Source organism: Polynucleobacter sp. P1-05-14 (genome assembly GCF_018881675.1).
Classification (GTDB): domain Bacteria; phylum Pseudomonadota; class Gammaproteobacteria; order Burkholderiales; family Burkholderiaceae; genus Polynucleobacter.
The window spans coordinates 118,857-141,204 of record NZ_JACVPV010000001.1 but is presented as its reverse complement, the minus strand read 5'-3'; the positions used below and the strand labels follow the sequence as shown (position 1 = coordinate 141,204).

26 protein-coding genes and 1 pseudogene are annotated in these 22,348 nt (G+C 45.8%); 3 read left to right on the top strand and 24 right to left on the bottom strand.

From position 1 onward, the window contains the following. Positions 1–5: 5 nt before the first annotated feature. The 6 genes from tatA to hisI form a co-directional block, all read right to left on the bottom strand. Positions 6–227: a Sec-independent protein translocase subunit TatA gene (tatA, locus tag ICN37_RS00810; protein ID WP_215321314.1), complete on the bottom strand. Its 222-nt coding sequence runs from the start codon at positions 225–227 to the stop codon at positions 6–8. A 16-nt stretch (positions 228–243) separates the two neighbouring features. After that, positions 244–600 carry a histidine triad nucleotide-binding protein gene (locus ICN37_RS00805; RefSeq protein WP_216154325.1) on the bottom strand — a complete coding sequence of 119 codons (357 nt, stop codon included), beginning with the start codon at positions 598–600 and terminating at the stop codon, positions 244–246. Between the two features lie 24 nt (positions 601–624). Further along, positions 625–1,026 (bottom strand): phosphoribosyl-ATP diphosphatase, encoded by a 402-nt coding sequence (locus tag ICN37_RS00800; protein WP_215321312.1) that lies wholly within the window; start codon positions 1,024–1,026, stop codon positions 625–627. Between the two features lie 16 nt (positions 1,027–1,042). Further along, a complete protein-coding gene (locus ICN37_RS00795) occupies positions 1,043–1,438 on the bottom strand; it encodes a type II toxin-antitoxin system VapC family toxin (RefSeq protein ID WP_255538427.1) in 396 nt (131 codons plus the stop codon). Then, on the bottom strand, positions 1,438–1,701 hold the full coding sequence (locus ICN37_RS00790; protein WP_370623801.1) for an antitoxin: 264 nt from the start codon (positions 1,699–1,701) through the stop codon (positions 1,438–1,440). Before ICN37_RS00790 ends, ICN37_RS00795 begins: the two co-directional genes overlap by 1 nt. An 83-nt stretch (positions 1,702–1,784) precedes the next feature. Continuing rightward, positions 1,785–2,174 carry a phosphoribosyl-AMP cyclohydrolase gene (gene hisI, locus ICN37_RS00785; RefSeq protein WP_215321311.1) on the bottom strand — a complete coding sequence of 130 codons (390 nt, stop codon included), beginning with the start codon at positions 2,172–2,174 and terminating at the stop codon, positions 1,785–1,787. A 134-nt stretch (positions 2,175–2,308) separates the two neighbouring features. Here hisI and ICN37_RS00780 point away from each other — a divergent pair, with 134 nt between their 5' ends. Both ICN37_RS00780 and ICN37_RS00775 read left to right on the top strand, forming a co-directional pair. Beyond that, positions 2,309–2,491 carry a type II toxin-antitoxin system HicA family toxin gene (locus ICN37_RS00780; protein ID WP_216154324.1) on the top strand — a complete coding sequence of 61 codons (183 nt, stop codon included), beginning with the start codon at positions 2,309–2,311 and terminating at the stop codon, positions 2,489–2,491. Between the two features lie 11 nt (positions 2,492–2,502). Continuing rightward, entirely contained in the window at positions 2,503–2,895 is a 393-nt protein-coding gene (locus ICN37_RS00775) for a type II toxin-antitoxin system HicB family antitoxin (protein WP_215321309.1), read from the top strand. 9 nt (positions 2,896–2,904) lie between these two features. Here ICN37_RS00775 and hisF read toward each other — a convergent pair whose 3' ends face one another. Genes hisF through hisB form a run of 4 tightly spaced genes read right to left on the bottom strand, consistent with a single transcriptional unit; the run spans position 2,905 to position 5,738 of the window. Beyond that, positions 2,905–3,663: an imidazole glycerol phosphate synthase subunit HisF gene (hisF, locus tag ICN37_RS00770; RefSeq protein ID WP_216154323.1), complete on the bottom strand. Its 759-nt coding sequence runs from the start codon at positions 3,661–3,663 to the stop codon at positions 2,905–2,907. After that, complete coding sequence (gene hisA, locus ICN37_RS00765) at positions 3,663–4,424, bottom strand: 1-(5-phosphoribosyl)-5-[(5-phosphoribosylamino)methylideneamino]imidazole-4-carboxamide isomerase (RefSeq protein ID WP_215321307.1); 762 nt, start codon at positions 4,422–4,424, stop codon at positions 3,663–3,665. Before hisA ends, hisF begins: the two co-directional genes overlap by 1 nt. Before the next feature lie 18 nt (positions 4,425–4,442). Next, positions 4,443–5,099: an imidazole glycerol phosphate synthase subunit HisH gene (hisH, locus tag ICN37_RS00760; protein ID WP_216154322.1), complete on the bottom strand. Its 657-nt coding sequence runs from the start codon at positions 5,097–5,099 to the stop codon at positions 4,443–4,445. Between the two features lie 51 nt (positions 5,100–5,150). Further along, the gene (gene hisB, locus ICN37_RS00755) at positions 5,151–5,738 is read right to left on the bottom strand and encodes an imidazoleglycerol-phosphate dehydratase HisB (protein WP_215321305.1); all 588 of its coding nucleotides are present in this window, start codon (positions 5,736–5,738) and stop codon (positions 5,151–5,153) included. A 116-nt stretch (positions 5,739–5,854) separates the two neighbouring features. Between hisB and hisC the strand changes: the two genes are divergently transcribed. Then, on the top strand, positions 5,855–6,922 hold the full coding sequence (gene hisC / locus ICN37_RS00750; protein ID WP_216154321.1) for a histidinol-phosphate transaminase: 1,068 nt from the start codon (positions 5,855–5,857) through the stop codon (positions 6,920–6,922). A gap of 34 nt (positions 6,923–6,956) precedes the next feature. Here the strand turns inward: hisC and hisD are convergent, their stop codons facing one another. The 14 genes and pseudogenes from hisD to ICN37_RS00680 all read right to left on the bottom strand — a co-directional run bounded on the left by hisD (position 6,957) and on the right by ICN37_RS00680 (position 22,242). Beyond that, positions 6,957–8,279 (bottom strand): histidinol dehydrogenase, encoded by a 1,323-nt coding sequence (hisD, locus tag ICN37_RS00745; protein WP_216154320.1) that lies wholly within the window; start codon positions 8,277–8,279, stop codon positions 6,957–6,959. 29 nt (positions 8,280–8,308) lie between these two features. Beyond that, positions 8,309–8,935, bottom strand: coding sequence for an ATP phosphoribosyltransferase (gene hisG / locus ICN37_RS00740; RefSeq protein ID WP_215321302.1), 627 nt, complete (start codon positions 8,933–8,935; stop codon positions 8,309–8,311). A 20-nt stretch (positions 8,936–8,955) separates the two neighbouring features. Next, the gene (gene murA, locus ICN37_RS00735) at positions 8,956–10,230 is read right to left on the bottom strand and encodes a UDP-N-acetylglucosamine 1-carboxyvinyltransferase (protein ID WP_216154319.1); all 1,275 of its coding nucleotides are present in this window, start codon (positions 10,228–10,230) and stop codon (positions 8,956–8,958) included. 56 nt (positions 10,231–10,286) lie between these two features. Continuing rightward, on the bottom strand, positions 10,287–10,535 hold the full coding sequence (locus ICN37_RS00730; protein ID WP_215321300.1) for a BolA family protein: 249 nt from the start codon (positions 10,533–10,535) through the stop codon (positions 10,287–10,289). A gap of 33 nt (positions 10,536–10,568) precedes the next feature. Further along, a complete protein-coding gene (locus ICN37_RS00725) occupies positions 10,569–11,357 on the bottom strand; it encodes an ABC transporter permease (protein ID WP_216154318.1) in 789 nt (262 codons plus the stop codon). Positions 11,358–11,422: 65 nt separating this feature from the next. Further along, positions 11,423–12,112 (bottom strand): annotated as a pseudogene (locus ICN37_RS00720) (ABC transporter ATP-binding protein); the annotation flags it as partial. Then, positions 12,112–12,384, bottom strand: coding sequence for a lipid asymmetry maintenance protein MlaB (locus ICN37_RS00715; protein ID WP_255533266.1), 273 nt, complete (start codon positions 12,382–12,384; stop codon positions 12,112–12,114). The pseudogene ICN37_RS00720 and the gene ICN37_RS00715, both read right to left, overlap by 1 nt. A gap of 3 nt (positions 12,385–12,387) precedes the next feature. Next, positions 12,388–13,029, bottom strand: coding sequence for a phospholipid-binding protein MlaC (locus tag ICN37_RS00710; protein ID WP_215321297.1), 642 nt, complete (start codon positions 13,027–13,029; stop codon positions 12,388–12,390). 53 nt (positions 13,030–13,082) lie between these two features. Continuing rightward, positions 13,083–13,832 (bottom strand): VacJ family lipoprotein, encoded by a 750-nt coding sequence (locus ICN37_RS00705; protein WP_216154474.1) that lies wholly within the window; start codon positions 13,830–13,832, stop codon positions 13,083–13,085. Then, positions 13,832–14,314, bottom strand: a complete 483-nt coding sequence (gene mlaD, locus ICN37_RS00700) for an outer membrane lipid asymmetry maintenance protein MlaD (protein ID WP_215321296.1) — start codon at positions 14,312–14,314, stop codon at positions 13,832–13,834. Before mlaD ends, ICN37_RS00705 begins: the two co-directional genes overlap by 1 nt. A gap of 21 nt (positions 14,315–14,335) precedes the next feature. Continuing rightward, positions 14,336–15,124: a lipid asymmetry maintenance ABC transporter permease subunit MlaE gene (gene mlaE, locus ICN37_RS00695; protein ID WP_216154317.1), complete on the bottom strand. Its 789-nt coding sequence runs from the start codon at positions 15,122–15,124 to the stop codon at positions 14,336–14,338. Beyond that, positions 15,121–15,975, bottom strand: a complete 855-nt coding sequence (locus ICN37_RS00690; protein ID WP_216154316.1) for an ABC transporter ATP-binding protein — start codon at positions 15,973–15,975, stop codon at positions 15,121–15,123. The genes mlaE and ICN37_RS00690 overlap by 4 nt, the downstream gene beginning before the upstream one ends. A gap of 10 nt (positions 15,976–15,985) precedes the next feature. Beyond that, on the bottom strand, positions 15,986–17,449 hold the full coding sequence (locus ICN37_RS00685; protein ID WP_216154315.1) for a glutamate synthase subunit beta: 1,464 nt from the start codon (positions 17,447–17,449) through the stop codon (positions 15,986–15,988). Between the two features lie 47 nt (positions 17,450–17,496). Beyond that, the gene (locus ICN37_RS00680; protein ID WP_216154314.1) at positions 17,497–22,242 is read right to left on the bottom strand and encodes a glutamate synthase-related protein; all 4,746 of its coding nucleotides are present in this window, start codon (positions 22,240–22,242) and stop codon (positions 17,497–17,499) included. Positions 22,243–22,348: the final 106 nt, after the last annotated feature.

Genomic DNA, 22,348 nt, shown 5'->3' with positions numbered 1-22,348 from the left:
GTTAGTTATTTGTTTACGTCTTTAGCTTGCACATCAACGGTCTTGTCTGCTGTTGCAGTACTTTGTTGAATTTGCTCTTTAGGCTCTTCAGCAGATTTCATGCCATCTTTAAAGCCTTTTACAGCGCCGCCCAAATCTTGGCCGATATTGCGCAATTTTTTGGTACCGAACACCAACATCACGATCACCAAAACAATTAACCAATGCCAAATGCTAAATGAACCCATTTTTAATCTCCTTGGATTATTTTTTCCAGGGGCGGGGACCGCCCATCACATGTAAGTGCAAGTGATAAACCTCCTGCCCACCATCCGCACCATTGTTCACCATCAACCTAAAGCCACCATCCTTACTAGGACGACAGCCTTGCTCTTTGGCAAGACGCGGTGCTAATTCCATCATTTTACCCAGCAAAGGAGCATCCACGCTTTCTGCTGACTCCAGCATGGGGATATGCTTTTTAGGAATCATCAAAAAATGGACTGGCGCTGCCGGGTTGATATCTTTAAAAGCATAGATTTCTTCATCCTCATAGACCTTCTGGGAGGGAATCAAACCTTGAGAAATCTTACAAAACAGGCAATTAGGATCGTGTGACATACTTTTTCTCGTATTTATCCGTACTTACTCTTTACCAGCCGCTTTTCTCGCGGCCTTCTCTTCAATGCCAGAAGTACCCAAGCGACGATCAAGCTCGGCAATGACATCTTCCGGTCGTAGGTTAAATTGAGACAAAGCAATCAAGCAGTGAAACCACAAATCAGCCATTTCGCCGACTAAGAGCTTTTGTTGATCGGCCGCCAAATTAGAATTGCGCGCATCTTTTGCCGCCATCACAGCCTCAGTCGCTTCTTCGCCAATCTTTTTCAAGATCCCGTCATCACCCTTTGAAAAGAGCAAAGCGGTATATGAAGTTTTGGGATCTGCTTGGCCTGCCTTAAATGCATCACGACGTTGATCAACTACATCGGCTAAATGGGTGAGAGCAGATTCAATTTTTTTGTCTGAGTTCAGTATTTTTTTCATTAATATATTTTGCAGACTATACAGTCCAATCCTCTACCTTTAACTGCTTTATCCTTTTAAAAGCCTGGTCATTTGTCACTAGAATTGCTCCAAGCTGAGAAGCATGTGCTGCAATTTGCATGTCAAGAGAGCCCAACACATTTCCATTGCCCTCTAACTGGGCCCTTAAAACACCATAATGCTCGGCTACATCGGTATCCCAAACTAAAACATCCACTCGCTTTAAAAACTCTTGCACAACCAAATGTAAGTTCCTTGCATTTGGCTTTTTTGCCAAACCATAGAGAATTTCACCTTCAGATATAACTGACAAGCATAGTCTTTCCATGGGAACACTAGCGATTTTTCTACTTACTACTGGGTTTTTCTTAATGAGGCTGCTGATGGTATTGGTATCGAGCATATATCTCATCAGTCATTGACTCCAGCAAAAGGATCTCGATCTTGCGAGTCTTGATTTCGATCTTCGGGACTTAAGAAATCCAAAGGAACATCCGCGCTTGCAAGCGCCACGAAAAAGCTATCCCAGTTTTCGGGCCTTCTGGACAGAATTAAGTCGCCAGTACTGGGATCACGCCGAATAAATACTTCTTTTTCCTCAAAACGAAAGGCTGCAGGCAATCTTATTGCTTGACTACGCCCATTCATAAAGATTTTTGCTGTTAGACCCATCATCCTAGCCCCTTGGTATATATCAAAGTATATACCATTCTAAACGACTATAAAGTGGAAATACAGACCATAAATATTTATTTGGGTCAGTTTTTACTGATCTTTTGCCAATTTGAGCTTACAGAATCCCACTCCCTAAAGAAGCAGCTATGCTCACCCGTATGGCAAGCAATCCCGTCTTTTTGCTCAACCATCAGCAAAATCGTATCCCCATCACAATCCAGACGAATTTCTTTTACTTTCTGGGTATGGCCAGACTCTTCGCCCTTGTGCCACAGTTTTTGTCTGGAACGAGTCCAGTAGACTGCCTCGCCTAAGCGTAAGGTTTCCAATAAGGCGTCGCGATTCATCCAGGCCATCATCAAGATATCCTTGCTGCCAACTTCTTGGGCGATTACTGGAACCAATCCTTGATCATTCCAAGTCACCGCTGCTAATAGCCCCTGGTCTAGTGAGTTTTTATTTGTATCTGACATTTATCCGATTTTGACAGAATTATTAAGAGTCACCCAAATAAGAATCGCCTTCGGCTTACTGCAACAGCCCAACCCACCTTCTGGACAATAACCCTGTTTGTGTGTATGATGTGTATAGAATTTATAATTCGAGGATGAATAGCAAAGAACTCATCAAGGTATTAGAAAAAGATGGCTGGGTTTTGCGGGGCTCAAAAGGGTCTCATCATGTTTTTAACCACCCCCGCAAAGCTGGGCACATTACGGTTCCTCATCCCAAAAAAGATCTAGGAATTGGATTGGTTCAAAAACTACTGAAACAAGCAGGAATTAAATAGAAGGATGAACAATGAAATATCCAATTGCTATTGAACCAGGTGGGCATAAGTTGGTGTGGGGTGTGATTGTTCCTGACATGCCAGGCTGCTTTTCTGCCGCTGACAGTGGAATTGATGAGGCTATTGAGAATGCCAAAGAAGCGATTGAGCTTTGGATTGAGGCCGCATTAGACGCGGGCGAAGATATCCCAAAGCCCAGTTCTATTACCGAGCTGCAAAAGAAGAAAGAGTTCAAAGGATATATTTGGGCAATTGCTGAGATTGACCCGGCATTACTGTCGGACGATATCGAAAGAGTAAATATTTCTTTACCAAAAAGGGTTCTAGCAAGATTAGATGCTAAGGCCAAATCTGCTGGTGAAAACCGCTCCGCCTTTATCGCGCATATGGCGATTAGCGCTTAAGAACACCGATTAAATCCGAACCGGAATTCCTTGGGCTGCCATATATTCTTTTGCCTGCCCAACGGTGTAATCACCATAGTGAAAAATACTAGCCGCCAATACTGCATCTGCATGGCCCTTAGTAATACCATCGACTAAATGCTGCAAATTACCAACGCCGCCAGAGGCAATCACGGGAACAGGAACGGCATCGCTTACTGCAGCAGTTAAAGCCAAGTCAAAGCCATCCTTACTGCCATCGCGGTTCATGCTTGTTAAGAGAATCTCGCCTGCACCACGTTTAGCCACTTCAGTAGCCCATGTGACTACATCCATTCCAGTCGTAGTTCTACCGCCATGGGTAAACACTTCCCAATTGCCAGCTTCAGTTTGCTTGGCATCAATCGCCACCACAATACACTGAGAACCGTAATAAGCGGCTGCATCGGAAACTAAATCGGGGTTGGCTACCGCAGAAGAATTCATGCTCACTTTATCTGCGCCGGCATTCAGTAAGCGACGCACATCAGCCACTGCACGCACACCGCCGCCAACAGTAAGCGGAATAAAAACTTGTGATGCCACATCCTCAATGATGTGCAAAATCAGATCGCGTCCATCAGAAGTAGCGGTGATATCTAAAAACGTCAGCTCATCAGCGCCTTGTGTGTCATAACGTTTAGCGATTTCGACTGGATCGCCTGCATCACGTAAGCCTACAAAGTTCACACCTTTAACAACGCGCCCTGCAGTGACATCCAAACAAGGAATAATTCGCTTCGTTAACACTAGATGATTTTCTTTGCGTACTTGAGGGTTAACTCATCAGCATATTTTTGAGCAGCTGCAAGATCAAGATCACCCGCATAAATAGAGCGACCAGCAATCACGCCCATGACGCCTTCTTCTTCCGCCTTGCAAAGTGCATCAATATCTTGATTATTAGAGAGTCCACCACTGGCAATTATCGGGATGCGAATGGCTTGAGCCAGCTTGATTGTGGCTTCAATGTTCACACCCTTGAGCATGCCATCCCGACCAATATCGGTATAGATAATGGCTTCTACGCCCCAATCTTCAAACTTCTTGGCAAGATCAATCACTTCATGACCAGTAATCTTGCTCCAGCCATCAGTCGCTACTTTGCCATCACGCGCATCTAAACCAACCATGACATGACCTGGAAATGCTGTGCAGGCATCTTGCACAAAGCCGGGATTCTTTACGGCTGCGGTGCCAATGATGACAGTGCTAATACCGTCATCTAATAAACGCTCAATGGTTTCAAGATCACGAATACCGCCACCGAGTTGCACAGGGATTTCATTACCAACCGCTTTGAGAATCGATTTAATCGCAGCCTCATTTTTGAGCTTGCCAGCAAATGCGCCATTGAGATCTACTAAATGTAAGCGTCGAGCACCCTTGCTAATCCAATGCGCCGCCATTGCGCCAGGGTCTTCTGAAAACACTGTAGCTTTATCCATATCACCCTGTTCGAGTCGAACACAGTGGCCGTCTTTAAGATCAATTGCGGGAATCAGCAGCATAGCAAATGGTTAGGAATATTAAGGTTGCCAAGAAACAAAATTTTTATAAAGCTTTAAACCGTATTCTGCACTTTTTTCTGGATGAAATTGAGTTGCAAAAATATTATCTCGCGCCACCGCAGAAGTAAACCAATCGCCATATTCAGTAGAACCAGCTGTATCTTCATTACGCTGCGGCACAACATAGTAGCTATGCACAAAATAAAAGCTCGTTAAATCAGGTATGCCATCCCAAAGCGGGTGTTTTCGGTCTTGGCGCACTTGGTTCCAGCCCATATGAGGGACTTTATAGCAGGAGCCGTCTGGCTGCTTTTGACCAAGCAGCTCAAAACGACGTACTTCCCCGGGAATCAAACCCAAACAAGGTGTCCATTGCTCGGTAGCGCGTACCTCTGCACTTCTATCAAATAGCATCTGCTCGCCTACACAAACCCCCAAAAGTGGCTTGCTTTTAGAGGCATCCAGTAAGGCGTCTAACAATCCAGATTCCTCTAGATGCTTCATGCAATCTGGCATAGCGCCTTGACCAGGTAAAACAACGCGATCTGCAGAATGAATCTCTTCTGGCTGATGAGCAATCAATACATTGTCATCAGGCGCAACATGATGAAATGCTTGATATACGGAACGAAGATTACCCATTCCATAGTCGACGATCGCAATGGTTTGCGCCAAAATTTACCTGTTATCTACTGTTGTCTTCTTAGCAACCGTGGGGAGTCTAGATTAAAGACTTCCTTTAGTTGAAGGAATGGCGCCTGAAGCACGCGGATCAACCGCCAAGGCCATACGCAAAGCACGACCAAAAGCCTTGAACACAGTTTCAATTTGGTGGTGGGCATTAATACCGCGCAAATTATCGATGTGCAAAGTGACTCCAGCATGATTAACAAAACCACGGAAGAACTCAATGCTGAGATCCACATCAAAGTCGCCTACACGTGCACGGGTAAATGGAACATTAAATTCCAAACCTGGGCGACCAGAGAAATCAATCACAACACGAGAAAGGGTCTCATCTAGAGGCACATAAGAATGGCCATAGCGCGTAATACCCGCCTTATCACCCACTGCTTTGGCAAAAGCCTGGCCTAGCGTAATTCCCACATCTTCAACTGTGTGGTGATCGTCAATATGGGTGTCGCCATTTGCAACCACTTTGAGGTCAATCATGCCGTGACGCGCAATCTGATCGAGCATGTGGTCTAGAAAAGGGACTCCGGAGGCTAGCTCAGCCTTACCGGTTCCATCTAAATTGATGGAAATCTGAATTTTGGTTTCCGAAGTGTTTCGGGTGACGTCGGCTTGCCGCATGCTTCATTGCGCCGCGAGGCGAAGTGTTGATTGAAGCCTCATAATATCATTCCTAGAAGAGATTTAAATATCGATATTGTTGCACTTTTATCCCGATTTTTGACCTGAGAACCCTCATGAGCCGTTTTTGGAGCCCCGTTGTTCAAACCCTAACCCCCTATGTTCCAGGGGAACAACCGCAAATGCAGCGGCTGGTAAAACTCAATACCAACGAGAGTCCCTATGGCCCATCGCCCAAAGCGCTTGCTGCTATTGAAGGTCAAAATACTGCCGATTTACGCCTCTATCCCGATCCGGAAGGCGCAGCCCTAAAACAAGCTATCGCTAAATTACATGGCTTAGATGCAAATCAAGTCTTTGTAGGCAATGGCTCTGATGAAGTGTTGGCGCACGTCTTTGCTGGTTTACTCAAGCAAAGTAAACCCGTGCATTTTCCAGATATTACCTACAGCTTCTATCCCGTCTACTGCAAACTTTTTGGAATTAATGCCCAAATAGTTCCCTTGGACGAAAATTTTGAGATTAAAACTGCTGACTACCAATCTCCTAACGGCGGAATTATTTTCCCTAACCCCAATGCGCCAACTGGTAGATCGATTCCCCGCTCAGAAATTGAAGCGCTAGTCTTGCGCAACAAAGATTCAGTACTTGTTATTGATGAAGCTTACGTAGATTACGGGACTGAATCTTGCATTCCACTATTGCGTGGCGCCAACTGTCCAGAAAATTTGTTAGTAGTACACACGCTCTCTAAATCCCGCGCTCTAGCTGGCCTGCGCGTCGGCTTTGCCGTTGGCCATCCAGCTTTGATTGAGGGCTTGGAACGAGTCAAAAATAGCTTTAATTCCTACCCCTTGGGACGCCTTGCTCAAGCTGGTGCGGTTGCAGCCATTGAAGACCAAGCGCACCTAGAAGCAACTTCAGCCAAGGTAATTCAAACTCGTACAAAGTTAATTGAGCAACTCGATGCTTTGGGATTTGCAACCCTGCCTTCGACTGCAAACTTTATTTTCACGCGACATCCCCAGCATGCTGGAGCTAAGCTATATCAAGCCTTACGGGATCGCGGCATCATCGTGCGTCACTTCAAATCACCACGCATCGAAGAGTTCTTGCGCATTACGATTGGCACAGACGAACAAAGTAATGAACTTGTTGCCGCTTTAAAAGAAATTCTGAATTAAATTTTTAAGAAGTCAGCGCAGGTTTATTACACGCTTACTTCTTTAAGCGCATCTCAGCTGCACGTGCATGGGCTTGTAAGCCCTCACCGTGAGCTAGCGTACTTGCAACAGCGCCCAAGGTTTGGGCGCCAGCTTCACTTACTTCGATCATGCTCGAGCGCTTGATAAAGTCATACACACCCAATGGTGAAGAAAAGCGTGCCGTGCGTGCAGTAGGTAAAACGTGATTAGGGCCGGCGCAGTAATCGCCCAAGGATTCACTAGTGTAGTTACCCATGAAGATGGCGCCCGCATGACGAATTTGGTCAGCCCACTGACGTGGATCGGCAGCGCAAATCTCCAAGTGCTCAGCAGCAATCGCATTAGCAATCTCACAGGCTTCAGACATATCGTTTACCTGAATTAACAAAGCGCGATTTGTGAGTGAAGCTTCAATCACCTTTGCTCTTGGCATTTCAGGGAGGAGCTGGTTGATGCTTGCTTGCACTTGCTCAATATATTGAGCATCTGGACAGAGAAGGATCGATTGAGCCTGCTCATCATGCTCAGCCTGAGAAAACAGGTCCATTGCAACCCAATCCGGAGGAGTAGATCCATCACAAAGAACCAAAATTTCCGATGGGCCAGCGATCATATCGATGCCAACAGTGCCAAAGACTCTCCGCTTGGCTGCAGCCACATAGGCATTGCCAGGTCCAACAATCTTATCAACCGACGGAATAGTTTTAGTGCCGTAGGCTAAAGCGCCAACTGCTTGAGCGCCACCGATCGTAAAGACGCGATCTACTCCAGCAAGATAGGCTGCCGCCAAAACCAAAGGATTGCGCGCACCATCAGGGGTAGGTACCACCATGATCACCTCGGCAACACCCGCTACTTTTGCAGGAATAGCATTCATCAATACGGACGAGGGATAAGCTGCTTTACCGCCTGGCACATAAATGCCAACACGATCTAATGGAGTTACTTTTTGACCGAGACGTGTTCCATCTTTCTCTTCGTACTCCCAAGAGTGGCAACCCGTTTCAGTCTTTTGCCTCTCGTGATAAGCACGCACTCTTTGCGCAGCAATATCAAGAGCATTTTTTTGTTCAGCAGTTAAAGACTGATAAGCCAGCTCTAAATCTTTGCGAGAAATCTCTAAATCTGAAACACTTGCCACATTCAAGCGATCAAACTGTTTTGTAAAACCTAGAACCGCTTCATCACCTTTGTCTTTAACTGCTGCCAAAATCTTCACTACTGCAGCATCTATCGCCTCATCATCAGCAGACGGCAAGGACAAGCTCGACAACAGAATTTCTCTGAAGCCTGCATCCTTGCTATTGAGGCGTTTTACGTTAATGTTTGAAGACATAGGGAAAAGACTTCTCGATCTGACTACTATTACTTCAGTAGCTCAAAAATAGGTTGTAGCTGCGCACGCTTGCGTTTGTATGAAGCTTGATTGACCACTAGGCGAGCGCTGATATCAGCAATTGGCTCAACTTCCACTAAGCCGTTCGCTTTGAGCGTATTACCAGTAGACACCAGATCCACAATCGCATCTGCCAAGCCGACCAAAGGAGCGAGCTCCATTGAGCCATACAGTTGAATCGTATCGATATGCACACCTTTATTGGCAAAGTGTTCACGCGCGCAATTGACATACTTCGTAGCAACTTTTAAACGAGAACCTTGTTTTACTGCGGCAGCGTAATCAAATCCTTCACGGACCGCGACAGACATGCGGCACTTTGCAATATTCAAGTCGTAAGGGACGTACAAACCATCACTCCCTTTTTCCATCAATACATCCAACCCAGCTACCCCAAAATCAGCGCCGCCAAATTGCACATAAGTAGGCACGTCTGAGGCGCGAACAATAATCAGGCGAACATCTAGATTAGAGGTCTCAATAATGAGTTTGCGTGACTTCTCAGGATCCTCCAGCGGCACTATGCCAACCTTGGACAAGATCTCTGCAGTTTCTTCGAAGATGCGCCCTTTGGAGAGGGCTAAAGTCAATTTCATGGACTAATTATCCATCAGCCTTACTTAACGCGCTCAATATTGGCGCCCAAGAGGGTTAACTTTTGCTCCATGCGGTCATAGCCACGATCTAAGTGGTAAATCCGGTCTACTTGGGTTTCGCCTTGGGCGGCTAATCCAGCAATCACCAAACTAGCAGAGGCCCGCAAATCGGTGGCCATCACAATCGCACCCGAGAGCTTTTCTACCCCCTGGGCAATCGCAGTATTGCCTTCAATAGCAATGTCCGCACCCAAACGATTGAGTTCTTGAACATGCATAAAGCGGTTTTCAAAAATCGTCTCGGTAATGGTTGAGCTACCCGATGCGATTGCATTGACTGTCATGAGCTGCGCTTGCATATCTGTCGGAAAAGCAGGGTATTCAGAAGTGCGGAAGTTGACTGCTTTAGGACGACCCTGCATCGAAGCCTTAATCCAGTCTGGACCAATCTCCATTTGCAGACCCGCTTCTTTCAACTTCACAATCACGGCATCCAAAGTATCGGGACGGCAATGCTTAACGGTGATCTCACCACCAGTGGCAGCAACCGCACATAAGAATGTGCCCGCTTCAATACGATCCGGAATAACCGAATGCTCAGCACCATGAAGTTTTTCTGCTCCCTCGATAACCAGACGATCACTACCAATTCCAGAAATCTTCGCACCCATCTTCACTAACAATTCAGCCAAGTCACCAACCTCAGGCTCGCGTGCAGCGTTTTCTAAGATAGTTGTACCCGACGCCAAAGTGGCCGCCATCAATAAATTCTCAGTACCGGTTACGGTAATCATGTCAGTCAGAATGGAGGCGCCCTTTAGACGATCTGACTGTGACTTGGTTTCAGCCTGAATGTAGCCACTCTTAATCTTGATACTCGCGCCCATCGCCTTCAAGCCTTTGATATGCTGATCTACTGGACGTGCGCCAATTGCGCAACCACCCGGCAACGAAACCTTTGCGCTATGCATTCTGGCCAAAAGTGGGCCAAGTACCAAGATAGAAGCGCGCATAGTCTTCACCATCTCATAAGTCGCTTCTGAACTTTTAATGACCGCCGCATTCAATACCATGTGACTACGATCACCAGCACTTGGGAAATCGACTGTTACACCAATTTCTTGTAAAAGCTTGAGCATAGTACGCACATCTTGCAAATCAGGGACATTACGCAATACAACTGGTTGATCAGTTAATAGACAAGCGCACAGAATGGGCAATGCGGCATTTTTAGCGCCGGCAATCACTACCTCTCCATTGAGAGGGGTGCCGCCAACCATTCGTAATTTATCCATGAAACGATTCCAGTAAAAACATATTTATTAGTTTGTAATGAGTAATGATGTAATTTTTATGCTGCTGAGTTTTGCGCAAACTCTTCAGGTGTAAATGCCTTGATTGATAAAGCATGAACTTCTGCCTTCATACGATCACCCATTGCACCGTATACCAATTGGTGGCGCTGTACCAAACGCTTACCTTCAAACTCGGGGCTCACGATGGTGGCAAAAAAGTGCTGGCCATCACCCTCAACCTGTATATGAGTGCACTGAATGCCTTGCTTGATATAGCCTTCAATCTGTTGTGGGGTGGGTAGCATTTCTTCTCCTAATAAAGCTTGGGGTATCAACAATTAATAGCGGAGCTTATAGCCCTTTTGCAGCAGCCGCAGGGCAATGACTGACACCACTACAAAAAAGCAGAACACAATGACTAAGCTGCTCCAAGGGGAGTTATCTGAAACCCCAAAAAAGCCGTAACGGAAGCCATCAATCATGTAAAAGAACGGATTGAAGTGCGACACCACTTGCCATGCTGGCGGTAAAGAGTGAATAGAGTAAAAGACACCTGACAGCATCGTTGCGGGCATGATGATGAAGTTCTGAAAAGCAGCTAACTGGTCATATTTATCAGCCCAGATGCCAGCAATTAAGCCAAGACTTCCCAAAATTGCCGCGCCCAAGAAAGCAAATGCCAAAATCCACAATGGATATTCCAAGGTGGGTGTTGCAAACCAGATGGTAATTAACAGAACGCCCAGCCCTACAACAATTCCCCGAAATACTGCAGCCAAAATATAAGCAGAGTAAAACTCGAAATGACTCAGGGGGGCCAATAAAACAAATACTAAGTTGCCGGTGACTTTAGATTGAATCAAAGAAGATGAGGTATTTGCAAAAGCATTTTGCAAGACACTCATCATCACAAGCCCAGGAATTAAGAAAGCTGTGTAACTTAAACGTCCGTAGACTTCTCTGCCCTCAAGAACATGACCAAAGATCATGAGGTAGAGGACCGCTGTAAGCACCGGTGCAGCCACCGTCTGGAAGGCCACTTTATAAAACCGCTTTACCTCTTTAAACAATAGGGTGGGAAAACCGCTGCCGTACTCTAGCGCAGGTCGATTGAGGCCATGTTTCATTGCGCACTTCCCGACATGATGTTAACGAAGACTTCTTCTAAGTCCGTTTTACCTTCACCATCTTTTTTGACAGATCCGTAACGACTTAATAAATTAGCAGTGGTATCTAGAGCCACAATCTTGCCTTGTTTGAGCATGGCAATGCGTTGACACAAAGCTTCAGCCTCTTCCAAATAGTGGGTGGTCAGAACAATCGTATGGCCGTCTTGATTCAACCGGCTAATAAATTGCCATAAGGATTGACGTAACTCAACATCCACCCCAGCAGTCGGCTCATCCAAAATAATGACCGGCGGTCTATGAACTAAAGCCTGAGCTACAAGTACTCGACGCTTCATTCCACCAGATAAGGAGCGCATATTGCTATCTGCTTTGGAGGTGAGGTCAAGATTAGCCATAATCTCATCAATCCACGCATCGTTATTTTTAATCCCAAAATAACCTGATTGAAAACGTAAAGTTTCACGAACAGTAAAAAAGGGGTCAAAGACTAACTCTTGAGGAACCACACCTAACATCCGGCGTGCCTCACGAAACCCCTTCTGAACATCTGCGCCCATGATGGCGGCATGACCATGGCTAGGTCTCACTAGACCAGCCAAAATAGAAATCAAGGTAGTTTTGCCAGCACCATTGGGCCCCAATAAACCGAAGAATTCCCCTGGCTCAATGCTCAATGAAACATCATCTAAAGCCTGAAGTGCTCCGTATTGCTTAGATATATTTTGGATGGAAATTGCAGGATGTATCGTCATTACAAACCTAGCAATACATTTACGCCGTAAACACCAGCGAGGACTTTTAACTTTTCAGGCGCATGCTCAACTGAAATAGATTGGCCACTGACCAAGAGCTTTTTCTGCCATGCCAACAAAACAGTTAACACTGTCGAATCAAAATCTTTCAATTCGGAGCAATCAATCGAGCGTAAATTTGGACTATTTAACAAGCCTTCTTTTTGTAACTGCAATGCATTTTCTTGCGTCACTTTTTTAGGCAAAAGAAAGGGCATGATGTTTGTACTCATCAATTAATTGGCTGGTTTAGCAGTGGCTAATTGCTTATTGCGGTCTTGCAAAAACTTCACCAAGCCTTCAATGCCGTTTTGACTGATCTGATTAGAAAACTGATTGCGATAAGCCTCAACCAACCAAACGCCCATGATGTTCATGTCGTAGACCTTCCAACCATTAGCTGTTTTTTCAAGGCGGTAATCCAAAGGTACTGGATCGCCACGACCAAGCACTACAGTTTTAACAACTACTTCTCTATCGTCAGGCGCGGCACGCAAAGCCTTAAATTGCACAGTTTGGTCACGTAGCTGGCTCAAAGCACCTGAGTAAGTGCGAATGAGCAGATTCTTAAACTCGGAAGTCAGTTGAGCCTGTTGCTCGGTCGTTGCCTTTTTCCAGTTAGGACCCATCGCCATTTCTGTAGTGCGACGCATGTCGGTATATGGAACAATTTTCTTCTCGACCAACTCCACAATCTTGGGGATATTGCCTTTTTGAATATCGGGATCAGCCTTCACTGTTGTCATCACCTCAGTGACAACTATTTTAATTAAGACATCCGGCGGAGTTGTTTGATCAGGAGCCTGTGCAAAAAGAGCACCAGAAACCAAAAACAAACTTGTCGCTAAATATTGAGTAAGTATTTTTTGAATTTTCATAGGTTCCATTTCATTATCTGTACATCAATGCGAGTTGATTAAGCCGCTCAGACTTACTGATATCCGTTCTCGTAAGGAGGCATGCTAGGCTCCTCCTCATCTTTGCCCTCGTTAATCTGATAGGCACGTCTTTGGATATAAGCATCTCGTAAGAAGCTGTACTTATCAATTGCAGCGCCATCCAATAAATCACCGGCCTCGTAATAGGTATTACGTGCGTTCACTACACGCAAACCAGTAATACTATTTCGCAGACCCACATCCTTCACATACTTAAATAGATAGTCCGACTCTAAATCGGCTACTGTGCCAAAAGTATCTCGCACATTACTTGGGCCAAAGAACGGAAGAACTACATAAGGGCCTGAGGGCACACCCCAAACACCTAAGGTTTGACCCCAATCTTCTTTGTGCTTCTCAAGACCTCCAGGAGTAGCTAGATCCAAGAATCCACCCAATCCCATTGTTGTGTTGACCACCACGCGCATGAGGTCATTAAAGGCATAGTCCGGCTTACCTTGCAGCAAGTTATACAGAGCAGTATAAATATCGTTGTAGTTGCTAAAGAAGTTATATATTCCATCGCGCACAAATTCAGGCAATACAAAACGATAGCCTGTAACTACCGGCTTAAGGACATAAGCATCTAAGCCTTCGTTAAATTCAAAAACTGAGCGATTGAATGGCTCCCAAGGATCCTGGGGAGAGCGCTCTACGCCAGCAGGAATGGATGCGCAGCCAACTAAAGAGGCCATCAAACCAAGCAAGATTGCCATCTTGACTTTGCGCATAAAAAGCAACATCACTTTGCTGCGCCCTTTTCTTGGCCGCTATCTGCTGCTTTATTGTAAAGGAACTGGCTGATCAAATTTTCTAAAACAATGGCTGATTGTGTCTGCGCAATCTTTTCGCCATTGGTCAACATATCATCTGATCCGCCCGCCTCAAGACCAATGTATTGCTCACCCAATAAGCCGGATGTCAAAATCTTAGCGGATGAATCCTTTGGAAACTTATAGGAGTCTTCAATGGTCATCACCACCGTTGCTTGATAAGTTTTGTCATCGAAGGAAATATTAGCAATTCTGCCAACCACCACGCCTGCACTTTTCACTGGTGCGCGAGGTTTGAGGCCGCCGATATTGTCAAAGCGTGCAGAAATTTTGTATGTTGGCGCAAACGACACTGCATTCATATTGCCAACCTTCAGTGCGAGAAATAGAGCAGCCAGCAAACCAATAGCAACAAAGATTCCTACCCAGACATCAATTGCACTTTTTCTCATAAGAGCCCCAGTTTATTCTTTCTAATTTGAGAACATCATCGCGGTTAGCAAGAAATCTAATGCCAAAACCGATAAAGAAGAGATCACTACCGTACGAGTGGTTGCTTGCGAAACGCCTTCAGGTGTAGGCTTGGATTCATAACCCTGATAGAGGGCAATAAAAGTAACTGCCACGCCAAACACCATGCTTTTAATTAAGCCATTACCAATATCAGAGAACAGGTCAACACCACCTTGCATCTGTGACCAGAAGGCCCCTGAGTCAACCCCAATCAAAGGCACACCAACAAGATAACCACCCAGAACACCCACTGCAGTAAAGATCGTTGCCAAGATCGGCATAGAAATTATCCCGGCCCAAAGCCGTGGCGCAATCACGCGGCCCAAGGGATCAACTGCCATCATTTCCATGGCAGTTAATTGTTCTCCAGCCTTCATGAGGCCAATCTCCGCAGTTAAGGAAGTGCCAGCCCTACCGGCAAACAATAAAGCGGTAATGACAGGACCCAACTCACGAGTTAAAGAGAGGGCAACCAATAGTCCAAGCGCTTGCTCCGAACCATAACGGTTTAAGGTGTAGTAACCCTGCAAACCCAAAACAAACCCAACAAATAATCCCGAGACTGCAATGATCACAAAAGAATGATTGCCAACAAATAAAATTTGATCAATCACTAAACGAGGTCTTTTGAGTAAGAATCCAGAGCGTGCTATCACAGCAGCAAACATGCGAGCAGCCAAACCCAGACTACTTAAGTTACGACGCACAAAGAATCCAAGATCACCAAGCAGGTTCAGAAGTGAAGTCATGAGGCACTCACTCCAAAATCTTCTTCCAAGCTTTTTCCTGGGTAATGAAAAGGCACAGGGCCATCTGGCGCTGCATCTAAAAATTGTCTAACAAAAGGATCAGTTGAACGACTCAATTCCTCAGGAGTTCCTTCTGCGCCAATACGACCATTTGCAATAAAATACACATAATCGGCGATTGCAAAAGTCTCTTCAACATCGTGCGTAACCAATAAACTCGTGGCTCCCAGGGCGTTATTCAAATCACGAATTAAGCGTGCTGTAATGCCAAGAGAAATAGGATCCAGACCAGCAAATGGTTCGTCATACATGATGAGGGGTGGATCTAAAGCAATTGCTCTAGCGAGGGCAACACGCCTTGCCATGCCACCAGAAATTTGTGAAGGCATTAAGTCTCTTGCGCCGCGCAAACCAACTGCATTCAATTTCATAAGCACTAAGGAGTGCAATAGTTCTTCACTGAGATCAGTATGTTCGCGCAGAGGAAAGGCAACGTTTTCAAAAACACTCAGGTCAGTGAACAATGCTCCGAACTGAAAAAGCATTCCCATGCGACGACGGGCAGCCATCAACTCGGCACCATTCATCTTGCCAATGTCTTGACCTTCAAATAGGACTTGACCTGATTGAGCATTAAATTGCCCGCCAATCAAACGAAGGATGGTGGTCTTGCCACAGCCGGAGCCGCCCATTACAGCCACTACCTGGCCGCGTCGAAACTCCATATTGAGTCCAGACAAAATCTGACGTTCACCTGGGGCATAGGAAAAGTTGACGTCTTTAATAGAGACGACAACTTCACCTGCAGCTTGCTTGCTGACATCCAAAGAGTTTGGCTGGTCACTGTTCATATCCCCGATATTATCGGGGTAAAACAGATGACCCCATTAAATACTGGTCTACTGCTTGGGCGCATTGACGACCCTCACGAATTGCCCAAACTACCAAAGACTGTCCGCGACGCATGTCACCAGCAGCAAATACCTTAGGAACGTTCGTTTGATAGGCATTTTGACCATCTACAGTTGCTTTTGCATTTCCACGGGCATCTTTGTCAACGCCAAACGCATTCAATACCTGTTGAACTGGAGATACAAAACCCATGGCCAAGAGTACTAAATCTGCCTTAATTTCGAATTCTGAGTTTGGTACTTCTGCCATCTTGCCGTCTTTCCACTCCAGACGAACACCAATCAGCTTCTCAACTTTGCCGTTTTTACCTTCAAAACGCTTAGTTCCAACAGACCAGTCGCGATCACAGCCTTCTTCATGAGAAGAGGAGGTGCGCAACTTAGTAGGCCAATATGGCCATACCAAAGGCTTGTTCTCTAACTCTGGAGGCTGCGGGAGCAATTCAAACTGAGTAATCTTGGTTGCGCCGTGACGATTTGAAGTGCCAACGCAATCTGAACCTGTGTCACCACCGCCAATAACAACTACATGTTTATCAGTTGCACGAATTTCATTTTTGAAATCGCCAGCATTTTCTTTGTTTTGCGGAATCAGGAATTCCAAAGCATAGTGCACGCCAGCCAACTCACGACCTGGAACCGGTAAATCACGTGGCTGCTCTGCACCACCGGTGATCACTACCGCATCAAAGTCTTTCATCAACTGCTCAGGAGAAACTGTTTTATTGGAGTAATTTTTTACTTCGGCACCAATCACCTCTTTACCAACGAAAACACCAGTCTCAAATTTGACGCCTTCAGCCTGCATCTGCTCTACGCGACGATCAATCAACCATTTTTCCATTTTGAAATCAGGAATACCGTAGCGCAATAAGCCACCAACACGATCATTCTTTTCAAACACGGTTACATCATGACCAACGCGCGCTAATTGCTGCGCAGCTGCCATGCCTGCTGGGCCGCCACCTACTACTGCTACTTTTTTACCGGTCTTCGTTTTAGGTGGCTGTGGTTTAACCCAACCATTTTCCCAGCCCTTATCAATAATGGCATGTTCAATAGACTTAATACCCACTGCAGTACTATTAATTCCTAAGGTACATGCTGCTTCACAAGGAGCTGGACAAATACGGCCAGTAAATTCTGGGAAGTTATTGGTAGATTGCAAAACATCTAATGCGTTCTTCCAATCGTTATGAAACACCAAATCATTAAAGTCAGGAATGATGTTATTAACTGGGCAGCCGTTATTGCAAAACGGGATACCGCAATCCATACAACGCGCACCCTGAACTTTAGCTTCCTCATCAGTTAATGCCGCAACAAACTCTTTGTAATGATGGAGGCGTTTAACCGGCGCTTCGTACGTCTCGCCGACACGCTCAAACTCCATAAATCCAGTGACCTTACCCATATCGAATCCTTAGTATCTTTTCTTAATGTCTTTATTAATTAAGTGGCTTATGCAGCAACTGTTTTGCTTTGAGCCTTTTCCCACAATTCACCAAGAGCACGCTTGTACTCAGTTGGGAGAACCTTGACGAAGCGACCGCGCGCATTTTCCCAATCGGCCAAGAGTGCTTTAGCGCGCTCAGAGCCTGTGTGACGGAAATGACGTTCAATCAAGCCCTTCAAAATTTGCTCGTCAGTCAAACGTTCACCACCATCTTTTACGTCGACAGGAGCATGCCATTCAGACTTTGGCATCTTGGCGATCTGGTCCGCAGAAGGTAATACTTTTTCTAGTGTTGCCATGCTGGTATTGCAACGCTTATCAAACAAACCATCTTCATCGTAGACATAAGCAATGCCACCGCTCATGCCTGCAGCAAAGTTACGGCCTGTCGCACCCAACACAACCACTGTTCCACCGGTCATGTACTCACAACCGTGGTCACCGGTACCTTCTACAACAGTAGTAGCACCAGAATTACGAACTGCAAAACGCTCACCAGCAACGCCATTGAAGAAGGCCTCACCAGCAATTGCGCCATAAAGCACAGTATTGCCAACGATGATGTTCTTCGCTGTATCACCACGGAACTCATGAGGCGCACGCACAATGACTCGGCCACCAGATAAACCTTTGCCAACGTAGTCATTGCCATCGCCGACTAAATCTAATGTGATGCCGCGCGCCAAGAAAGCCGCAAAGCTTTGACCTGCCGTGCCATTCAATTGAATATGAATAGTGTCATCAGGCAAACCTGCATGACCATAACGTTGGGCAACTTCGCCTGAGAGCATTGCGCCTACAGTTCGGTTGACGTTCTTCACCGGAACAATGAAAGAAACCTTTTCACCACGCTCTAATGCAGGCTCACTCTTCTCAATCAAAATATTGTCGAGTGCGCTGGCTAAGCCATGGTCTTGAGTTAATACTTGGTAACGTGGAACTTCAGCGGCAACTTGTGGCTCAGCAAAAATCTTACTGAAATCCAGGCCGTGTACTTTCCAGTTCTCAATACCTTTACGAGTATCTAATAAATCAACGCGACCAATTAAGTCATCAAACTTGCGAATACCAAGTTGCGCCATGATCTCGCGAGCCTCTTCAGCAATAAAGAAGAAGAAGTTCACTACATGCTCAGGCTTACCTGAGAATTTTTTACGCAATTCAGGGTCTTGAGTCGCGACGCCTACTGGGCAGGTATTCAAGTGGCACTTACGCATCATGATGCAACCTTCAACTACCAATGGTGCAGTCGCGAAACCAAATTCATCCGCACCTAACAAAGCGCCGATCACTACGTCACGGCCTGTTTTCATCTGACCATCAGCCTGAACACGAATACGGCTGCGCAAACCATTGAGAACCAATGTTTGTTGTGTTTCAGCTAAGCCGAGTTCCCATGGAGAGCCAGCGTGCTTGATTGAAGACAGCGGAGATGCGCCAGTTCCGCCATCATGACCAGCGATCACAACGTGGTCTGCTTTCGCTTTTGCCACACCAGCAGCAATAGTTCCAACACCCACTTCAGATACCAACTTCACAGAAACGTCAGCCTTTGGATTAACGTTCTTCAAGTCATGGATCAACTGAGCGATATCTTCAATTGAGTAAATATCATGGTGCGGAGGAGGAGAAATCAAACCAACACCCGGCACAGAGAAGCGCAACTTACCGATGTAATCAGATACTTTTCCACCAGGCAACTGACCGCCTTCACCAGGCTTAGCACCTTGGGCCATCTTGATCTGAATCTGATCGGCAGAACGTAAGTACTCAGTAGTCACACCAAAACGACCAGAAGCAACTTGCTTAATCTTGGAGCGCAATGAGTCGCCATCCAACAATGGAATATTAGCCTCAACTACATCGCTACCCAAGATGCTGGCTAAAGTCTCGCCTTTTTTGATTGGGATACCTTTAAGCTCGTTCACATAACGATTTGGATCTTCACCACCCTCACCCGTATTGGACTTGCCACCGATACGGTTCATAGCAATCGCCAAAGTAGCATGGGCTTCTGTAGAGATCGAGCCCAAAGACATCGCGCCCGTTGCAAAACGCTTAACGATTTCTTTTGCAGATTCCACTTCATCCAATGGAATCGCTTTTGCTGGATCGAGCTTGAATTCAAACAAACCACGCAGAGTCATTTGACGCTTGGTTTGATCGTTAATGATGTTGGCGTACTCTTTATAAGTCTGATAGCCCTTCTCAGCACCAATACGAGTGGAGTGCTGCAACTTCGCAATCGTGTCTGGAGTCCACATATGATTCTCACCACGAATACGGAAAGCATATTCACCACCAGCATCGAGCATATTAGTTAAAACTGGATCGTTACCAAATGCAGCTGTGTGCATACGTAAAGCTTCTTCAGCCACTTCAAATACGCCGATACCACCAACATTTGATGGAGTACCCTTGAAGTATTGATCGATGATGTCGTGATTTAAACCAATCGCTTCAAAAATCTGTGAACCGGTGTAGGACATGTAAGTAGAGATGCCCATTTTGGACATGACCTTTTGCAGACCCTTACCTACAGCTTTTACAAAGTTCTTCACTGCTTTTTCAGCAGATAAATCTCCAGACAATCCTTTAGCCATTTCCGCTAAAGTTTCCATGGCGAGGTATGGATGAATGGCTTCTGCGCCATAGCCAGCCAAGAGCGCAAAGTGATGAGTCTCACGGGCGCTGCCAGTTTCAACCACTAAGCCGACGCTGGTACGCAAACCTTTTTGCACCAAATGCTGATGGATAGCAGATGTTGCCAACAAAGCCGGAATGGCGACATGCTTCTCATCAACCTGACGATCGCTCACGATCAAAATGTTGTAGCCAGAACGTACGGCATCTGCAGCCTCAGCGCACAAGGATGCCAAGCGAGCTTCAATGCCCGCTTTACCCCATGAAGCTGGATAGCAAATATCCAATTCGTAAGAGCGGAATTTGCCATTGGTGTAGTGACCAATGTGGCGAATCTTGGTGATGTCATCAAAATCCAAAATGGGCTGACTAACTTCTAAACGCATTGGAGGGTTGATGTTATTGGTATCTAATAAATTAGGCTTTGGCCCAATGAAAGAAACTAAAGACATCACCATATTCTCGCGAATCGAGTCGATTGGAGGATTGGTCACCTGCGCAAATAATTGCTTGAAGTAGTTATAGAGAGGCTTGTCCTTATTAGACAGAACAGCCAATGGACTGTCATTACCCATTGAACCAATAGCCTCTTCACCATTCATGGCCATTGGTGCCATCAAGAATTTGATGTCCTCTTGCGTATAACCAAATGCCTGTTGACGGTCTAATAATTTAGCTGCCGGACGAATAGTCGTTTTCTCGTCAATCAAATCTGCTTTGCTGGCATCAACTTCATCCAACTTCACACGAACTGCGTCGATCCAGCTCTTATATGGCTTGGCTTTAGAAACGGCATTCTTGAGCTCAACGTCATCAATAATGCGACCTTGCTCCATGTCGATCATGAACATCTTGCCTGGCTGCAAACGCCATTTTTGAACGATCTTACTTTCAGGAATTGGCAATACGCCCGCTTCAGAACCCATGATGACCAAGTCATCGTCGGTTACGTAATAACGTGCTGGACGCAAACCATTTCGGTCCAAGGTTGCGCCAATTTGACGACCATCAGTAAATGCCATCGCCGCAGGTCCATCCCATGGCTCCATCATTGCTGCGTGATATTCGTAGAAGGCACGACGATTGTCATCCATCAATGCATGCTGTTCCCATGCTTCAGGAATCATCATCATCATGGCCTGGGCTAAAGGGTAGCCAGACATCACCAGCAACTCTAAGCAGTTATCAAAGCACGCAGTATCTGATTGACCTGGATAAATCAACGGCCAGAGTTTTTGCAAATCATCGCCAAGAACTGGGGAGCTAATAGCGCCCTCACGTGCATTAACCCAATTGACGTTACCTTTAACAGTGTTGATCTCACCGTTGTGCGCAATCATGCGATATGGATGCGCTAATTCCCATGCGGGGAAAGTATTAGTGGAGAAACGTTGATGCACTAAAGCAAGCGCGGATACAGTGCGCTTGTCTTGCAAGTCTTGGTAATAAGCACCGACTTGATTCGCTAACAGCAAACCCTTGTAAACAATGGTTCTAGCGGACATTGATGCAACGAAATATTCTTTGCCATGCTTCAAATGCAAATCTTGAATTGCATGACTTGCTGTTTTACGAATCACATACAACTTACGCTCGAGCGCATCGGTTGTCATGATGTCGCGGCCACGACCAATAAAAATTTGACGAATAAATGGCTCTGTCATTTGTACTGTTGGAGACATCGGCAATTTCACATCTACCGGAACATCTCTCCAGCCCAAAACAACTTGCCCCTCTAAGCGCACAGTGCGCTCTAGCTCTTGTTCGCAGGCCAAACGGGAAGCATGCTCTTTCGGCAAGAAAATCATGCCAACGCCATACTCACCTAATGGTGGCAAAGTCACGCCTTGCTTTGCCATTTCTTCGCGATACAAAGTATCTGGGATCTGAATCAAGATACCGGCGCCATCGCCCATTAACGGATCAGCGCCAACCGCTCCCCGGTGATCTAAGTTCTCAAGGATCTGTAAACCCTGAGAAACGATCTCATGAGATTTCTTACCTTTGATATGTGCAACGAATCCTACGCCGCAAGCGTCATGCTCATTTCTAGGGTCATATAAACCTTGAGCGATAGGGCGAAGATCTGTATTTAATTTTGTAGTCATAGTATTTCCGAGGGGCGACAAAGGCCTAATTACTTTTGGAGGATCCAATATAGGTGAATACCCACACCGATGCAATAGAAATAAAATGAGTCTGTCCCATTTATTT

Bases quoted from the DNA above. Each gene is read 5' to 3' on its own strand.
- murA (WP_216154319.1), bottom strand. From the start codon at position 10,230: ATGGATAAATTACGAATGGTTGGCGGCACCCCTCTCAATGGAGAGGTA.
- ICN37_RS00730 (WP_215321300.1), bottom strand. From the start codon at position 10,535: ATGCTACCCACCCCACAACAGATTGAAGGCTATATCAAGCAAGGCATT.
- hisA (WP_215321307.1), bottom strand. From the start codon at position 4,424: ATGCTGCTGATTCCCGCAATTGATCTTAAAGACGGCCACTGTGTTCGA.
- hisB (WP_215321305.1), bottom strand. From the start codon at position 5,738: ATGCGGCAAGCCGACGTCACCCGAAACACTTCGGAAACCAAAATTCAG.
- ICN37_RS00680 (WP_216154314.1), bottom strand. From the start codon at position 22,242: ATGACTACAAAATTAAATACAGATCTTCGCCCTATCGCTCAAGGTTTA.
- ICN37_RS00795 (WP_255538427.1), bottom strand. From the start codon at position 1,438: ATGAGATATATGCTCGATACCAATACCATCAGCAGCCTCATTAAGAAA.
- ICN37_RS00800 (WP_215321312.1), bottom strand. From the start codon at position 1,026: ATGAAAAAAATACTGAACTCAGACAAAAAAATTGAATCTGCTCTCACC.
- hisI (WP_215321311.1), bottom strand. From the start codon at position 2,174: ATGTCAGATACAAATAAAAACTCACTAGACCAGGGGCTATTAGCAGCG.
- ICN37_RS00725 (WP_216154318.1), bottom strand. From the start codon at position 11,357: ATGAAACATGGCCTCAATCGACCTGCGCTAGAGTACGGCAGCGGTTTT.
- ICN37_RS00790 (WP_370623801.1), bottom strand. From the start codon at position 1,701: ATGATGGGTCTAACAGCAAAAATCTTTATGAATGGGCGTAGTCAAGCA.
- ICN37_RS00710 (WP_215321297.1), bottom strand. From the start codon at position 13,029: ATGAAAATTCAAAAAATACTTACTCAATATTTAGCGACAAGTTTGTTT.
- ICN37_RS00690 (WP_216154316.1), bottom strand. From the start codon at position 15,975: ATGAACAGTGACCAGCCAAACTCTTTGGATGTCAGCAAGCAAGCTGCA.
- mlaE (WP_216154317.1), bottom strand. From the start codon at position 15,124: ATGACTTCACTTCTGAACCTGCTTGGTGATCTTGGATTCTTTGTGCGT.
- mlaD (WP_215321296.1), bottom strand. From the start codon at position 14,314: ATGAGAAAAAGTGCAATTGATGTCTGGGTAGGAATCTTTGTTGCTATT.
- ICN37_RS00805 (WP_216154325.1), bottom strand. From the start codon at position 600: ATGTCACACGATCCTAATTGCCTGTTTTGTAAGATTTCTCAAGGTTTG.
- tatA (WP_215321314.1), bottom strand. From the start codon at position 227: ATGGGTTCATTTAGCATTTGGCATTGGTTAATTGTTTTGGTGATCGTG.
- hisC (WP_216154321.1), top strand. From the start codon at position 5,855: ATGAGCCGTTTTTGGAGCCCCGTTGTTCAAACCCTAACCCCCTATGTT.
- hisD (WP_216154320.1), bottom strand. From the start codon at position 8,279: ATGTCTTCAAACATTAACGTAAAACGCCTCAATAGCAAGGATGCAGGC.
- ICN37_RS00705 (WP_216154474.1), bottom strand. From the start codon at position 13,832: ATGTTGCTTTTTATGCGCAAAGTCAAGATGGCAATCTTGCTTGGTTTG.
- ICN37_RS00775 (WP_215321309.1), top strand. From the start codon at position 2,503: ATGAAATATCCAATTGCTATTGAACCAGGTGGGCATAAGTTGGTGTGG.
- ICN37_RS00780 (WP_216154324.1), top strand. From the start codon at position 2,309: ATGAATAGCAAAGAACTCATCAAGGTATTAGAAAAAGATGGCTGGGTT.
- ICN37_RS00715 (WP_255533266.1), bottom strand. From the start codon at position 12,384: ATGAGTACAAACATCATGCCCTTTCTTTTGCCTAAAAAAGTGACGCAA.
- hisG (WP_215321302.1), bottom strand. From the start codon at position 8,935: ATGAAATTGACTTTAGCCCTCTCCAAAGGGCGCATCTTCGAAGAAACT.
- ICN37_RS00685 (WP_216154315.1), bottom strand. From the start codon at position 17,449: ATGGGTAAGGTCACTGGATTTATGGAGTTTGAGCGTGTCGGCGAGACG.